Consider the following 14,959-nt stretch of genomic DNA (forward strand, 5'->3'; position numbering starts at 1 on the left):
GCGGGAGAGGGGCGGTGCTCAGAGGGCCGGCCAGCCGTCCTTGGCCCACCGGATGTCGTTCAGGCCGAGCTTGGGCGTGCCGTTGTCGTCCGCGTCGTAGTAGTGGTAGGCGAGGACGTCACGGCCCCTGTCCTTGAAGACGGACTCGCCGCCCGTGCCGATGAAGCGGCCGTGGCCCGCCAGGAGCAGCGAACCGCCGCCCTCCAGGAGGGACGTGCCGTCCTTGTCGGCGTACGGGCCCGTCACCGACGTGGAGCGGCCGACGCGGATCTTGTACGTGGAGTTCACGCCGGAGCAGCACGCGTCGTACGAGGCGAGGAGGTAGTAGTAGCGGCCGTGCTTGACGATCGCCGGGCCCTCGACCGCGTACGGGGCGTCGGGGCGGGTGGCGAGATGGTGGACGGTCGCGCCGGGGACCGCCTTGCCGGTGCGGGGGTCGAGCTCGACCATGCGGATGCCGGTCCAGTAGGAGCCGAAGCTCATCCACAGCCTGCCGCCGGCGCGGACGACGGCCGGGTCGATGGCGTTCCAGGTGTCCGTGGTCTCGGAGGTGAAGACCTTGCCGTGGTCCGTCCAGGTGCCGGGGAGTCCGGAGGGGGACGTGGCGACGCCGATCGCGGAGTGGTTCGTGCCCCAGGACGAGACCGCGTAGTAGAGCCAGTACCGGCCGTCGCGGTACGAGATGTCGGGGGCCCACGGGTCGCCGGTGGCGTTGTACTCGTACCACCAGCTCGGCGGCGCGGCGAAGGCGTTGCCCTCGTCCGTCCAGTGCACCCGGTCCTTCGAGAGGCGGGCGCCGATGACGCCGCCGGTGGAGTACGCGACGTAGCCCTTGTCGCCCTTGAGCGCGATGACGGTCGGGTCGTGGATGATCTGCTGGCCGGTGATGGCCTGCGGGTCCGGGTAACTCTCCACCGCCTGAGCCGTGTTGGGGAGCAGGGCGAGGGCGACGGCGGCGGCCGCCGCGAGCACGGTTCTCACTGTCCCGCCAATCCCGTGTGGGCGACGCCCGCCACGATCTGCCGCTGGAAGAAGACGAACACGACGATCAGCGGCAGGCCCGCCATCAGGCCGCCGGCCATCAGCTGGGCCCACTGGATGCCGTAGGAGTTCATGACGGTCGCGATGCCGTTCGGCATGGTCATCAGGTCGGGGTTGTTGGTGACCATGTACGGCCACAGGAAGTTGTTCCACGACGCGATGAAGGTGAAGATGCCGACCGCCGCGAGGGAGGGGCGGGCGAGCGGGACGACGATGGTGAAGAAGACCCGCCAGCGGCCCGCGCCGTCGATGAAGGCGGCCTCCTCCAGTTCGCGGGGGACGCCCTGGAAGAACTTGTAGAGGATGTAGACCATGGCCGCGGGGGCGCACTGGGGCAGGATCATGCCCCAGTAGGTGTCGACCATGCCCATCTGCTGGACCGTGGTGAACAGCGGGACGCCGAGGACGGCCGGGGAGATCATCAGGCCCGCCATCACCACGCCCATGAGCACGCTCTTGCCCCGGAACTCGGTGCGGGCGAAGCCGTATCCGGCGAGTGCGGCCACGGTGAGCACGACGGCCGTCACCACGACGGACACCACGAGGGAGTTGACGAACCAGGTGGAGACGTTGCCGGTCTCCCACAGGGCCTTCCACGCCTGGCCCGTCCAGACCTTCGGCAGCCAGTGCGGCGGGATCTCGGCGGCCTCGGCCTCGGACTTGAGCGAGGTGAACAGGGCGGCGGCGACCGGCGCCACGAAGACGGCGGAGACGGCGACGCCGAGCAGGGTGAGGACGATCTGGCCGGCCGTCCAGGGCTTGCGGGTCCTGACCCGTATCTGAGTGGCGGTCATCGGGCGCCCTCCTCACGGTTGCGCAGCAGCACCATCCGGCCGAGGGCGACGGCGGCGATGATCACGAAGAAGATGATGGACATCGCGGAGGCGTAGCCCACGCGGTAGCTGGTGAAGCCCTGTTCGAGGGTGTACTGGACGAAGGAGCGGGTGGCGAGCTCGGGGCCGGGGCCGAAGTCCATCATCACGACGGCCTGGTCGAAGAGCTGGAGCGAGGCCAGGACCTGGAGGGCGACGACCAGGCCGGTGATGTGGCGCAGCATGGGCAGCGTGATGTGGACCATGCGGTGCCAGGCGTTGGCTCCGTCCAGCTTGGCGGCCTCGTAGAGGTGGCCGGGGATGCCCTGGAGCGCGGCGAGGTAGAGCAGGAAGGAGAAGCCGACCGTCCACCACAGCGTCTCGATGACGATGGCGAGCATCGCGTACGACTTGTCGGTCAGCCAGGGCGTGGTGAGGCCGAACGTCTCGTTGAAGAGGCCGATGCCCTGGGTGAACAGCCACTGCCACATGTTGGCGGCGACGGTCGACGGCAGCAGGAACGGGGCGAAGAAGCAGAGCCGCCACACCCACTTCCCGCGCTCGATGTGGTGGGCGAGCATCGCGAGGAAGAAGGCGAGGACCGTGATGCAGGGGACGACGAGGAGGGTGAAGTACGCGCTGTGGCCGAGCGCGTCCCACATCGCGGAGTCCTTCAGGGCCTCGCGGTAGTTGTCGAGGCCGACGAAGTTCGCGCCCTCGCCGGAGATGTTGGCGTCGGTGAAGCTGAGGTAGATGCCGCGCAGCAGCGGCCAGATCACGAAGAGCGCGAAGAGGACCAGGAACGGGGCGACGAACCAGCCGCCGTGCTGGAAGCCCTGCTTGCGGCGGACGGTGGCGCTCGCGGCGGCGCTCTGCGCGCGGGCCGGGGCGATGACGGTCTCAGCGCTGGTCGTCGTCATGCGACCGCACCTCCCTGCGCGGCGGTGTGTCCGTCCATCGGGTTCTTCGAGGCGAGGAGCTTGGTGAGCTCCTTCTTCATGCGCTCGGCGACGGATGCGGGCTTGGCCGAGCCCATCGTCGAGGAGACGACCATCGGGCCGAGGTCCTGGGCGAGGACGCCGGTGGAGCCCGCGAACCACACCTTCGGCTCGTTGGCCTGGTGGTCCATGGCGCTCACGTACTCGTTCTGCGGGGTGAGCTTCTGGTACGCGGCCGTGGACAGCGTCGGCGTGTACGCGGGGATGTGCCCGCCGGCCGCCCACTGCAGGGCGTGCTGGACGACGTACGCGGCGAGTTCGTGCGCGCCCTCGTCGGTGGCGCCGCCGCGGCCCGCCTGGTGCGGCAGGACGAAGGCGTGCGACTCGGCGTGGGTGGCCTGCTTGCCGAAGACGGGCGGCAGCGGCGTCGCCCCGTACTCCAGTTTCGCGCCGGAGAAGACCGGCACCGACCAGTTGCCCTCCCAGGTGAACGGGGCGCCGTTGATGAACTGTTCGCCGGTGGGCGCGCCGGGGATGACGTAGCCGTCGGTGACGTGCCGGCGGAGGAACTCCAGGACCTGGGTGGCCTTGTCGGGGTCGAAGAGGACCTCGGTGTCGTCGTCGTTGAACCAGGTGCCGCCGAGCTGGGTGTAGAAGGCGACGAAGAACCACCACTGGAAGTTCTGGTCGTTGGTCCACAGGCCGATGGTCTGCAGGCCCTTCTTCTGCACCTTCTTGGCCTTCTTGAGGACGTCGAACCACTCACCGGTGGAGCCGACCTCGATCATCCGGCCGTCGTCGCCCAGCAGGTCGGCCTTCTTCAGTACGTCCTTGCGGTAGAAGCAGAGCTGGACGTGGACGTCGAGCGGCAGGGCGTAGAGCTTGCCGTCGATGACCCCGCGGTTCCACAGCGCCGGGTTGTAGTCCTCCTTGCGCACCCCGTACTTGGCGAGGAGGTTCTCGTCCCAGGGGTCGAGGAGGCGGCCCGGCGAGAAGCCCGCGACCCGGCCCAGATGCATGACGCCCAGCTCGGGGGCCCGGTTTCCCGCGGCGGCCATGGCGAGCTTGGTGTAGAAGGGGTTGCCCCACTGGAGCGTGGAGTCCTTGACGGCGATGTCCGGGTGTTCCTTCCGGAAGGCGTCCAGCATCGCGATCATGTTCGCGCCGTCGCCGCCGCTGAAGAGGTTCCAGTAGCGCACGCGGGTGTCCGCGCCGGAGGCGAGTGCGTCGGCCCCGGTTCCGAGCGCCGCGAAGCCGAGGCTTCCGGCGACCGTCAACCCGCCCAGTCCGGCGAGGAGTTGCCTGCGGTTCAGGCCAGGTCGTCCCATTCCCTGCCCTTACTGTTTCGAAGGTGTATGTTCGATATTTCGGCTGCTGCCCGTAACTTCGAACGGGACCGTATGGTCGAAGCGCTTCGACCGTCAATGGGTCGGACACCGGAAACTTTCGGCCGGGCCAAGGGCGCGGGGGACGCGCTCAGCCACGGAGAAGCCGCACAAGAAAAGCCGCGGACACCTCTGCCGGTTGACGAGCAGACGTGTCCGCGGCTTTCGTCGCGGCTGGGCGCGCGGTTCCCCGCGCCCCTGGCGGGGTTACCCGAAGCCGGGCTGCGGCAGCCCCTGGCCCGCGCCGGGGAACACCAGCAGCGAGCCTTCCAGGGCGGTCGGCCGCTCCAGGCCGATCCGGGCCGACGAGACGTACAGGTCACGCAGGTCGGAGCCCCCGAAGGCGCAGGCCGTCGGACGGCGCACGGGCAGCGGGACGACCCGGTCGAGCGCGCCGGACGGCGTGTAGCGGCGCAGCGCCCCGCCGTCCCACAGGGCGACCCACACACAGCCGTCGGCATCGACCGTGAGGCCGTCGGGGAAGCCCGCGCCCTCTTCCACGGACGCCAACTCCCTTCGCCCGACCACGTGTTCGCCGTCCACGTCGAAGACGTCGATGCGCCGCGTCGGGGTGTCGACGTAGTACATGCGCTTCCCGTCGGGGCTCCAGCCCGTGCCGTTCGAGACGGTGACGTCGTCGAGGACGGTGGTGGCCGTGCCGTCCGGGGCGAGGCGGATCAGGTTGCCGCCGCCGGGCGTCTCGTCGTACGCCATCGAGCCCGCCCAGAGCGATCCGTCGGGCGCGACCGCCGCATCGTTGCCCCGGCGGCCGGGGACGGGGTCGCGGTGCAGCCAGCCGAAGGTGCCGTCGGGCGCGTAACTGCCCACGCCGTCGCGGAGGTTGACGACCAGGCCGCCGTCCGTGCGCGGTTTCGCGGCACCCACGTGCTGCTCGGTGGCCAGCACCGTGCGGCGGCCGCTGCCGGGTTCGTACGTGTGGACGCGCGAGCCGAGGATGTCGACCCAGATCAGCCGGCCGCCGGCCGGGTCCCAGGTCGGGCCCTCACCGAGCTCGGCGGACTCGCGCACCGCCTGCTCGGCCCTCACGGCGTGCCCCGGTGGCCGAGCCGCTCGGACAGGTCGGCGGCGCCCTTGGCGGCGAGCTGGGCGAGCTCGTCCTCGCGGGCGTCGCTCCAGCGGATCATCGGCACGGAGATGGAGAGCGCGGCGACGACCCGGTTGGTGCGGTCGCGGACGGGCGCGGCGACACACGACACGTCCGTGTTCGACTCTCGGCTCTCCACGGCGATGCCGCGCTCGCGGATGCCGGACAGGTGGGTGCGCAGATCGGCCGGGTCGGTGATCGAGTTCGCCGTCATGGCGATCAGGTCGGCGTCGTCCGGGATCCGCGCGGCCAGCTCGGTCTCGGGCAGCGACGCGAGGAGCATCTTGCCGACCGAGGTGCAGTGCGCGGGCAGCCGGCGGCCCGCGGCGGAGACCATGCGCACCGCGTGGGTGGAGTCGACCTTCGCGATGTAGATGACGTCGGTGCCCTCCAGGATCGCGACGTGCACCGTCTCGTCGCAGGTCTCGGCGACGGTCCTGGCGACCTGCTGCCCCTCCGCGGCGAGGTCGAGCTGCTCCGCGTACCGGCTGCCGAGCTGGTACGGGCGCACCCCCAGGCGGTAGCGGCCGGGCTGGCCGGGGACCTGGACGATGTACGAACGGGCGGCGAGCGTGGTGACGAGCTCGTGGACCGTGGTGCGCGGGAGCTGTAGCTTGCGGACGATGTCGGGGGCGGACAGCGTGCCGTCCCCGTCCAGGAAGAGCTCCAGTATGTCCAGAGCCCGGGTCACGGCGGGTACGAGGCGTCCCACGACCGGCCCCCTCCCTATGTTCGATATTTCAACAGACGGTCGGTATCGCGAACATAGGCTACGCACAGTGGGGTTGAGCGGGCAATGGGGTGGCGAAAGCCCCAGGTCCCGGCGGTCCGAGCGGTGGCCGGCCGGTCAGGGCGGCCCCAGTTCGCCGCGGAGCCGGCGGGCCCGCAGCACCAGTTCCAGCTCGAAGCGGCGGTCCGGGTCGTCCACCTCGTCGCCCCACAGCTCGCGGATCTGGCGGAGCCGGTAGCGGACGGTCTGCGGGTGGACGCCGAGCCGGGCGGCGACCTCGGGGGCGCCGCCGCGGGTCTCCAGCCAGGCCAGCAGCGTCTCGGCGAGCCGGCGGGCGTGGGTGGGGCCGCAGTGTCCGAGGGGGGCGAGGGCCCGCCGGGCGAGGTCGTCGACGAGTTCCTCGGGCTGGAGCAGGACGAGGGCCTGGGTGTGCTCGGTGCAGCGCAGCACCCCGGCGGCGGGTAAGAGGTCGCGCTCCATGAGGGTGACGGCCGCCTCGGCCCAGCGCAGCGACTTCGCGGCCTCGGCCAGGGCGACGGCCGGGCCGACGGCGCCGGTCCAGCCGGACAGGGCGCGGCGCAGCAGTTCGGGGCGGCCCGCCGCGTCGGGGTCGGGGACGACGAGGCGGGGGCGCTCCGTCTCCATGTCGAGCAGCACGTCGGGGCCGACCGCGGGGGCGACCGCGTCCCGCGCGGGCCGCAGCAGCACACCGACGGCGACCCGGTCGGGCACCGGCCAGCCGATCCGGGCGGCCCGCTCGGTGAGGGCCTTGACCGGGTCGGGCGGGGCGACGGCGGGCTGGCCCTCCAGGAGCAGGGCCATCAGTTTGCGCTGCTGGCGCAGCCGTTCCCCGGCCTGCCGGGCGGCGGCCTCCGCGTAGCCGCGGACCGACTGGTCGACGAGGCCGTCGAGGTACTCGTAGCCGGATTCGGCGAGTTCGTACATGGCGGGTGGCGGGATGCGCAGGCGCTGGCCGATGTCGGCGAGGCGGCGCCAGGCGAGTTTCACGCCGAGCCGGTACATCGCCTGGAGCGCGTCGAGGCTGCGGCCGTGCAGGCTCTGTCCGCGTCCGAACTCCTGGAAGACGGACGGAGGTTGTCCCTCGGTCACGGTGCTGCCGGAGACGTCGGTGAGGCGCCGGACGAAGCCCTCGATGGCGCGCCGGATGCCGACCAGGGCCATCGGCTCGCCCGACTCGTCGAGGATCAGCGGCAGTTGGGGGTACTCACGGCGGATCTCGTCGAGGATGTCCTCGGCGAGCCGGGGCGCCTCCTCCATGGCGAGCGCGGCGAACTGCTTGACCTGGAGGCGCGGCACGTCGCACCAGGCGGATCGTGTCGTGGCGGGCACGGCTCAGCGCTCCTGCCCGGGCGTCTCGTAGGTCAGGAGTGGGGTGTTGGGCTGATCGGGCGTGGCGTTGATCAGCGCGAGCACACCGAAGGCCGCGGCGACGGCGAGCGCCGCCCCGGTGGCCGCGCAGAGCACGGCGGCGAGCAGTCGGTTCATCGCAGGGTCAGCCTCTCGTCCATGGCGAAAGCGGAGTGCTGAGGTCGGTCCCCACCCTGTGTGTTCCGGCAAGTCCCCAGTGTTGGCAGCGGATTGACACCTCGTCAAGAGTGCGTCTACGGTTCCCGGCCCATGACCGGCAGACCACGGGCGGACCGTGGTGCCCTTCCCCCCAGGAGTGCCGGATGCGCCGGACAACCTCGCCCTTCTCCCTGCTCTGCGTGGGTCTCGGTACGTTCCTGCTCGTGCTCGCCGGGCTGCTCGCCTGGTACGTGGAGCCGCGCGCCGAACGCACCCCGATCGACACCGACACCACGACCGTGTTCACCGGAAACGGCAGCTACTTCGACACCGAAGAGATCGAGACCGTCGACGATCAGCGCATCACGATCACCCGTCAGGTCCGCGGCGACGTCGCCGAGAGCGAGCGCAGCGGCCGTGCCGTGTGGGACGTCACGACGTCGGTGGACACCGCCGCGTCGCTGCCCGCGGCCGATCCGCACGACGCGCTCCAGTGGACCCTGGAGCGCTGGGTCACCGACCGGAGGACCAACAGGCCAGTGCACTGCTGCGGCGAACAGCCCGCCTTCGAGGGCGAGGCGTACCTGAAGTTCCCCTTCCACGTGGAGAAGCGCACCTACACCTGGTGGGACAACACCCTCGGCGCGACGGTCCCGCTCCGCTTCAGCGGCACGGCCCGGGTCCAGGGCTACGAGGGCTACCGCTTCACCGGCACGGTGGCACCCGCCCGCACCGGCTCCCGGCTGGTGCCGGGCCGCCTCGTGGGCCGGCCGAAGCAGAGCCAGGTGCTCGCCGAGGAGTGGTACGCCAACCACGGCGTCGAGCTGGTCGTCGACCCGCTGACGGGCCGGGTCCTGAACGCGGCGATCGGCCCGCGCAAGACGCTGCGCGCACCGGGTTCGGCGAAGGACGCGGTGGTGCTCCTGGACAGCGAGCGGATCGCGTTCACACCCGCCACGCAGCGCGCACAGGTGGCGCTGGCCGAGGACGACAACGACCGGCTCACGCTGCTCGGCACGATCCTGCCGATCGGGGCGGGAGGGCTCGGTGCGCTGCTCGTGGCGGCCGGGACGGTGCTGGTCGTCCGGGGCAGGGGTGGCCGGGGCGAGCCCGAAGGGCAGACGCGTCCGGATCCCGATACGTCCCCGACGACCCTGGAAACGTCCACGATGTGACGGTACGTCAGCTCGGGAAAGCCCGAAACTTGTCACGCGGGTGAGTAGCCGCATCGAACAGCGCGGCGAAAACTGTGCCACCCCACCCCGTGCACAGTCCGAACACAGCCCCGGCACAGTACCCACCAGTACGGCTTTCAACAGTTCCGTGCTTCCCCGACGTTCCCCGCAAGTGCACCGCAGTCCCCGTAAGTGCCCCGCAGTCCCCGCAAGTGCCCCCCCACGGTTCCGCACCCTGAGACGAGTTGGAGCACCGATGCCCCAGCACGTGCCTTTGTCGCTGCGCACCGCGTCGCCGGCCGGCGCGCAGCCCCCGCCGGCCGGTCCCCCACCACCGCGCCGCATCGTCTTCCTCGCCCACCGCGACCTCGGCAATCCGGCCGCGGGCGGCTCCGAACTCCTCGTCGACCGGCTCGCCGACGGGCTGACCCGCCAGGGCCACCAGGTGACCCTGCTGTGCGGCGGCCCCGCCGCGTACGGCGCCTTCCGGGACTACCGGGTCGTGTCGGCGGGCGGGCAGACCGCCCACTTCCTGCGCGCCCGCTCGGCGTTCGCCCGCCAGGTCGGCGACTGCGACCTGCTGGTGGAGGTGTGCAACGGCATGCCGTACCTCGCCCCGCTCTGGCACCACGGCCCGACGCTCTGCCTGGTCAACCACGTCCACACGGACCTGTGGCGGATGCGGCTGCGCGGACCACTGGCGCCCGCGGCCCACCTCGGCCGAAGACTCGAGCACTGGGCCCTGTCCGGAGCCCAGCGCCGCAACCTGCTCGTCGCCGTCTCGCCGTCGACGGCGAGCGCCCTGCACGCCATCGGCGTGGACCGGGACCGCATCCGGCTCGTCCCGAACGGGGTCGAGGAGCCGGGCCCGCGCGCCGACCGCTCCCCCGAGCCGCTGTTCCTCGCGATGGGCCGCCTGGTCGAGTACAAACGGATCGATCTGCTGCTGCGGCTGTGGGAACGGGTGCGCCCGGTCACCGGCGGCCGGCTGGTGATCGTCGGCGAGGGCCCGGAGGGCGAGAGGCTGCGCCGACTCGCCGGTCCCGGCGTCGAGTTCAGGGGACACGTCTCCGAGGCGGAGAAGCACCGGCTGCTCTGCGAGGCCTGGCTGCTGCTGCACCCCTCGGCCGTCGAGGGCTGGGGCCTGGTGATCACCGAGGCGGCGGCGCGCGGCACACCCGCGGTCGGCTTCGACGTGCCCGGCGTACGGGACTCCGTCGAGGACGGGGCGACCGGTCTGCTCGCGCACGGCGAGTCGTCGTTCGCGGCGGCCTGGTGCACGCTCGCCCTGTCCACGCACCGCCGCGAACTGATGGGCAAGGCGGCCGAGGAACGGGCGGCCGGCTACCGATGGGCGCACACCGTACGGCAGTTCAGAACGGTGGCCGCGGAGGCGGTGAGGGGCTGGGCGCCATGACGCCCCCGGCCGGGTTCAGGGACCCGTCGTTCCAGCGCTCGCTCACCCTCTTCCGCGCGTTCCTGCGCGAGCAGCGCGACCCCGAGACGTGTTACGCGCTGCTCGCCCGGGACGCCGCCGACCAGGTGGAGGCGTACGGGAAGGTGGCGGGCAAGGTCGTCGTCGACGTCGGTGGCGGCAGCGGTCACTTCACCCGGGAGTTCCGGGCGCGCGGCGCCCAGGGCATCCTCTTCGAACCGGACACCCGGGAGCTGGGCAGCAGTCCGCCGCAGGCCACGGTGGTGGCCGACGGCTATCTGCTGCCGCTGGCCGACGCGTCGGCGGACGTGACGTTCTCCTCGAACGTCCTGGAGCACGTCGCCGACCGGGACACGTTCCTGAGCGAGCTGGTGCGGGTGACGCGGCCGGGCGGCCTGATCTACGTCTCGTTCACCAACTGGTTCTCGCCGTGGGGCGGTCACGAGTGGGCGCCCTGGCACTATCTGGGCGCCGGCCGCGCCCAGTCCCGCTACCGGCGCCGCACCGGCCGGGCCCCCAAGCACACCCTCGGCGAGAACCTCTTCGCCCACCACATCGGCCCCACGCTGCGCCATGTCCGCGCCCGCGACGACGTCACCGTCGTCTCGGCGCGCTCCCGCTACTGGCCGTTCCTCACCGAGGCGGTCGCGCGGGTCCCCGGGGTGCGCGAGTTCGCCACCTGGAACCTCCTCCTCATCCTCAGGCGGTGTCCCCCATGACGACCATGGTCCAGGCTCCACCCGCCGCGGCGACCAGCCCGGACCCCGGGCCGGGTCCGCGCTCGCGCCGCTGGCTGTTCGCGTTCTGGGCCGTGCTGTTCGTCGCGTTCTGCGCGGTGCAACCGGGCCGCATGACGTTCGAGACGAAGCTCGGCGTCGCCCTCGACCCGTGGCAGTTCCTGCGCGATCTCGGGGAGCTGTGGCACGACCGGGCGGGCTTCGGCGGGATCGCGGACCAGTACATCGGCTACGCGTTCCCGATGCTGCCGTACTACGCCCTGGCCGACCTCCTCCAGCTGCCGGTGTGGCTGGCCGAGCGGCTGTGGCTGTCGATCGTGGTGACCGTCGCCTTCTGGGGCGCGCTGCGGCTGGCGGAGCGCCTGGACATCGGCACGCCGCGCAGCAGGTTGCTCGGTGCGGTGACGTACGCGCTGTGGCCGACGTTCACGATCGTCATCGGCTCGACGTCGGCGGCGGCGCTGCCGGGCGCCTTCCTGCCCTGGGTCCTGCTGCCGCTGACCAACCCCCGTACCAGCCCGCGCATTTCGGCGGTCCGCTCGGCGCTCCTGATCCCGTTCATGGGCGGCGTCAACGCGGCGGCGACCCTCGCCTCGCTGCTCCCGGTGGGCCTCTATCTGCTCTCGCGCGCGCCGTCTCCCCGTAAGCGCCAACAGATCATGTGGTGGGTTCCCGCCGTCGTCCTGGCGACGGCCTGGTGGGTGATCCCGCTCCTCCTCCTCGGCATCCACGGCGAGAACTTCCTTCCGTACGTGGAGAGTTCACAGACCACGACGGAGACGATGGCGGCGACGGAGACGCTGCGCGGCGCAGGCAACTGGGTGGCGTACCTCCACCTCGGGGACGCCTGGCTCCCCGCAGGCTGGACCGTGGCGACCGCCGCGGTCACCATCGTCTGCTCGGCCCTGGCCGCCGCGCTGGGCCTCGCGGGCCTGGCCCGCCGCGACCTGCCGGAGCGCCGCTGGCTGGTGCTCACCGTGCTGACGGCCGCGCTCGTCACGCTCGCCGGGTACGGGGGCGCGCTCGGCGCCCCCTTCCACGAGACGGTCCAGTCGTGGCTGGACGGCGGCCTGGCCCCGTTCCGCAACATCTACAAGTTCGAGACGGGCATCGCGCTGGCCCTGGCGCTCGGCCTCACCCATCTCACCGGCCTCGCCATGGAGAGCCGGGGCACCCGCCCGCTGCGCGCCCGCCGGCACGCCCCGCTCATCGCGGCGATCCTCGTCCTCCCCGGCCTCGCCTGGCCGTACCTCAACGGCTCGATCCTGCAGCCCGGCTCCTTCCAGAAGCTCCCCACCTACTGGAAGACCACGGCGGACTGGCTGCACACGTACTCGCCCGACTCCCGCGCCCTGGTCGTCCCCGCGACGGCCCACGGCATCTACACCTGGGGATCCCCGATCGACCAGCCCCTGGACGTGCTGGCCGAGTCCCGCTGGGCGCAGCGCGACTACGTCCCGTTCGGCACGGCGGGCAACCGCCGTGCCCTGGACGAGGTCGAGCAGGCCCTCATGTCGGGCGTCCAGGTCCCGGGCCTCCAGGACTATCTGAGCCGCTCGGGACTGCACTACGTCGTCGTCCGCAACGACCTCGACCCCGACCAGCTCGGCTACGTCCCCACCGCCACCGTGAAACGCACCCTCACCGAGTCCGGCTTCCACCGGGTCACCGGCTTCGGGCCGGTCGTCACCGGCGGCCGGATCGCCGAGAACACGCCGACGCAGATCGAGGGCCTCTACCCGCGCCAGCGCGCCGTCGAGATCTACGCGCCCCGGGCGGACACCCACCGCCCCGGCCAGGCGGGCCTCCTGCCGGTGCGGAACACGGCCGAGGTCAGCGGCGGCCCCGAGTCCCTGCTGCGGCTCTCCGCCGACCCGGCCTTCCGCGACCGTCCCGCGGTCCTGACCGGCGACAACCACCCCGGCACCGGAACCCCCGGCCTGCGCACGGCCGCCGACGGACTGCGCCGTGCGGACACCCGGTTCGGCCTGGTCAACACCAACACCTCGTACCCGTACACGCCCACGGAACGCAACAGCCCCAACGCGTCCGAGAACCCGGGCGAGAAGCCGAAGCAGATCCTCCCCACCAAGGGCGTCACGCACCAGACGACGGCCCGCATCGAGGGTGCCCGCTCGGTCACCGCGTCCTCCAGCGGCAACTGGCTGCTGCACCTGCCGCAGTTCGACCCGGTGCACGCCTTCGACGGCGACCCGGACACGGCGTGGGCGGAGGGCGCGCCCGACTCGCCGAAGGGCGAATGGGTCCGCGTCGCGTTCACCGGACCGACCACGATCCCGGCCGGGCTCCGGGTGACGCCGCTCCCCCAGGACGCCGTCCGGGCGGCCCCCACCCGCGTCAGGATCGAGACGGACAAGGGCTCGACGACCGCCGAACTCCAGCCGAACGGCAAGCCGCAGCAGGTCAGGGCCCCCGCCGGCACGGCGAAGTGGCTGAAGGTGACGATCCTCGACACCCAGCAGACCCGTCCCGGTCTGACGGGCGCGGGGTTCTCCGACATCGACGTCCCCGGCGTCCGGGTGGCCCGCTCCCTGCGGCTCCCGGCCGACTCCACCGAGGCCGATCAGTTCAGCTTCCACCGCGCCACGGGTGACGGCGCCCTCACCCTCACGGACACCGAGGCGTCCCTGAACCGCACCTTCGAGACGACGGGCTCGTCCCCGTACACGTTCAAGGCGACGGCGACGCCGACGCCCACCCAGGCCCTCGACAAGCTCCTCTACGACGTGGCGCCCGACCAGCGGCGCAGGATCACGGCGACCGCCGACTCCACCGCCCGCCTGGGCACCGACACCACCGCCCGCAACCTCACCGACGGCGATCTGACGACGGCCTGGATCGCGGGCGACGAGCCCACCGTCCACCTGCGCTGGCCGGGCAGGAAGAAGGTGTCGGAGATCGTGCTCCCGGCGGCCGGAGGACTCTCCACCCGCCCCGAGAAGATCGACATCAGCAGCCCCGACGGCGCGGCCCAGGCGGGCGTGGACGAGAACGGCGTGGCCCACTTCGACCCGATCACCACCGACCGCCTGGACGTCACCATCACCGAGTCCGCGCCCCTCAAGGTCCACAACCCGGTGGCCGACGAGGACCTCCAGCTCCCGGTGGGGCTGACGGAGGCCTACCTCCCGGCCCTCGACCGGTACCGCGTCGAACAGCCCGACCCCGAGCGGAAGTTCACCCTCCCCTGCGGCAAGGGCCCGGCCGTCACCATCGACGGCACCCGCCACCGCACCTCGGCCCGCGGCACCGTGCGCGACCTCACCGAGCGCCGCCCGGTGGACATCACCCTGTGCGACGGGCTCACCCTCCCGGCGGGCACCCACACCCTCACCTCCGCCGCGGACGGCGCGCTCGCCCTCACCGACGTCACCCTCACCCGGAGCACCGCCACCGCGACGAAGGCCGTCACCCCCACCACCCGCGACCTCGCCGTCCACGACTGGCTCGGCGACCGCCGCGAGGTGCACGTCGGAGCGGGCGAGGCGACCTACCTGACCACGTACGAGAACGCCAACGACGGCTGGCGGGCGACGCTGAACGGCCGGGAACTCACGGCCCTGCGCCTCGACGGCTGGCAGCAGGCGTGGCTGATCCCGGCCGGGGCGAGCGGCACGGTCAAGCTCTCCTACGAACCGGCCCGCACCTACGAGATCGGCCTGTTCGCGGGCGGTGCGGCGGTCCTGCTGCTGATCGGCCTGGCCCTGTGGCGCCGCGAACCGCCCGAGGGCCAGGAGCCACCGCCCGCACCGCCGTCCCCCGGCTGGGTCCTCGGCACCGTGGCGCTCACCCTCGTCGCCGCCGTGATCGCGGGCCCCTGGGCGGCCCTCGTCCCTGCGCTGGCCGTCCTGGCCTGGTGGCGCCACACGCTCCTCGTGCCGATCGCGTTCCTGGCGATGGCCGCGGCGGGCGTCATCGCCGCGACGACGGCGGGCCAGCCGATCCGCGACGGACAGGGAGCCTTCGGCCCGGCGGCCCAACTCCTCGCCCTCATCGCGCTGTTCGCGGCCCTGGTGACCAGCCGCGCCCGGCACGCTCCCGCGGCGGCCGAGG

Annotated in this window: 12 protein-coding genes; 4 read left to right on the forward strand and 8 right to left on the reverse strand. The window is 72.1% G+C overall.

The annotated features are described in order from the left end of the window. Positions 1 to 18 precede the first annotated feature (18 nt). From M4J07_RS09165 to M4J07_RS09200, 8 genes are all read right to left on the reverse strand, one after another. A complete protein-coding gene (locus M4J07_RS09165; protein WP_374215018.1) occupies positions 19 to 981 on the reverse strand; it encodes an arabinan endo-1,5-alpha-L-arabinosidase in 963 nt (320 codons plus the stop codon). Next, entirely contained in the window at positions 978 to 1,835 is an 858-nt protein-coding gene (locus M4J07_RS09170) for a carbohydrate ABC transporter permease (protein ID WP_255969384.1), read from the reverse strand. The genes M4J07_RS09165 and M4J07_RS09170 overlap by 4 nt, the downstream gene beginning before the upstream one ends. Beyond that, positions 1,832 to 2,773, reverse strand: coding sequence for a carbohydrate ABC transporter permease (locus M4J07_RS09175; protein ID WP_255969386.1), 942 nt, complete (start codon positions 2,771 to 2,773; stop codon positions 1,832 to 1,834). The genes M4J07_RS09170 and M4J07_RS09175 overlap by 4 nt, the downstream gene beginning before the upstream one ends. Then, on the reverse strand, positions 2,770 to 4,119 hold the full coding sequence (locus M4J07_RS09180; protein ID WP_255969388.1) for an extracellular solute-binding protein: 1,350 nt from the start codon (positions 4,117 to 4,119) through the stop codon (positions 2,770 to 2,772). Before M4J07_RS09180 ends, M4J07_RS09175 begins: the two co-directional genes overlap by 4 nt. A 264-nt stretch (positions 4,120 to 4,383) precedes the next feature. Continuing rightward, positions 4,384 to 5,223, reverse strand: a complete 840-nt coding sequence (locus M4J07_RS09185; RefSeq protein WP_255969390.1) for an SMP-30/gluconolactonase/LRE family protein — start codon at positions 5,221 to 5,223, stop codon at positions 4,384 to 4,386. After that, positions 5,220 to 5,993 (reverse strand): IclR family transcriptional regulator, encoded by a 774-nt coding sequence (locus tag M4J07_RS09190; protein WP_255969392.1) that lies wholly within the window; start codon positions 5,991 to 5,993, stop codon positions 5,220 to 5,222. Before M4J07_RS09190 ends, M4J07_RS09185 begins: the two co-directional genes overlap by 4 nt. A 135-nt stretch (positions 5,994 to 6,128) precedes the next feature. After that, positions 6,129 to 7,361, reverse strand: a complete 1,233-nt coding sequence (locus M4J07_RS09195) for a helix-turn-helix domain-containing protein (protein ID WP_255969395.1) — start codon at positions 7,359 to 7,361, stop codon at positions 6,129 to 6,131. 3 nt (positions 7,362 to 7,364) lie between these two features. Next, complete coding sequence (locus tag M4J07_RS09200; RefSeq protein ID WP_255969398.1) at positions 7,365 to 7,517, reverse strand: hypothetical protein; 153 nt, start codon at positions 7,515 to 7,517, stop codon at positions 7,365 to 7,367. A gap of 185 nt (positions 7,518 to 7,702) precedes the next feature. On the opposite strand from M4J07_RS09200, the gene M4J07_RS09205 reads away from it, so the two are divergent. From M4J07_RS09205 to M4J07_RS09220, 4 genes are all read left to right on the forward strand, one after another. Further along, positions 7,703 to 8,713: a DUF3068 domain-containing protein gene (locus M4J07_RS09205; RefSeq protein ID WP_255969401.1), complete on the forward strand. Its 1,011-nt coding sequence runs from the start codon at positions 7,703 to 7,705 to the stop codon at positions 8,711 to 8,713. 256 nt (positions 8,714 to 8,969) lie between these two features. Next, a complete protein-coding gene (locus tag M4J07_RS09210; protein WP_255969406.1) occupies positions 8,970 to 10,130 on the forward strand; it encodes a glycosyltransferase family 4 protein in 1,161 nt (386 codons plus the stop codon). Continuing rightward, positions 10,127 to 10,867 carry a class I SAM-dependent methyltransferase gene (locus M4J07_RS09215; RefSeq protein WP_255969409.1) on the forward strand — a complete coding sequence of 247 codons (741 nt, stop codon included), beginning with the start codon at positions 10,127 to 10,129 and terminating at the stop codon, positions 10,865 to 10,867. Before M4J07_RS09210 ends, M4J07_RS09215 begins: the two co-directional genes overlap by 4 nt. Beyond that, positions 10,864 to 14,959 (forward strand): alpha-(1->3)-arabinofuranosyltransferase domain-containing protein (locus M4J07_RS09220; RefSeq protein ID WP_255969412.1); only part of this gene is annotated, 4,096 nt, incomplete at its 3' end. The genes M4J07_RS09215 and M4J07_RS09220, both read left to right, overlap by 4 nt.

The organism is Streptomyces longispororuber (assembly GCF_024448165.1).
GTDB lineage: Bacteria > Actinomycetota > Actinomycetes > Streptomycetales > Streptomycetaceae > Streptomyces > Streptomyces longispororuber_A.

Bases quoted from the DNA above. Each gene is read 5' to 3' on its own strand.
- M4J07_RS09170 (WP_255969384.1), bottom strand. From the start codon at position 1,835: ATGACCGCCACTCAGATACGGGTCAGGACCCGCAAGCCCTGGACGGCC.
- M4J07_RS09175 (WP_255969386.1), bottom strand. From the start codon at position 2,773: ATGACGACGACCAGCGCTGAGACCGTCATCGCCCCGGCCCGCGCGCAG.
- M4J07_RS09180 (WP_255969388.1), bottom strand. From the start codon at position 4,119: ATGGGACGACCTGGCCTGAACCGCAGGCAACTCCTCGCCGGACTGGGC.
- M4J07_RS09200 (WP_255969398.1), bottom strand. From the start codon at position 7,517: ATGAACCGACTGCTCGCCGCCGTGCTCTGCGCGGCCACCGGGGCGGCG.
- M4J07_RS09205 (WP_255969401.1), top strand. From the start codon at position 7,703: ATGCGCCGGACAACCTCGCCCTTCTCCCTGCTCTGCGTGGGTCTCGGT.
- M4J07_RS09210 (WP_255969406.1), top strand. From the start codon at position 8,970: ATGCCCCAGCACGTGCCTTTGTCGCTGCGCACCGCGTCGCCGGCCGGC.
- M4J07_RS09215 (WP_255969409.1), top strand. From the start codon at position 10,127: ATGACGCCCCCGGCCGGGTTCAGGGACCCGTCGTTCCAGCGCTCGCTC.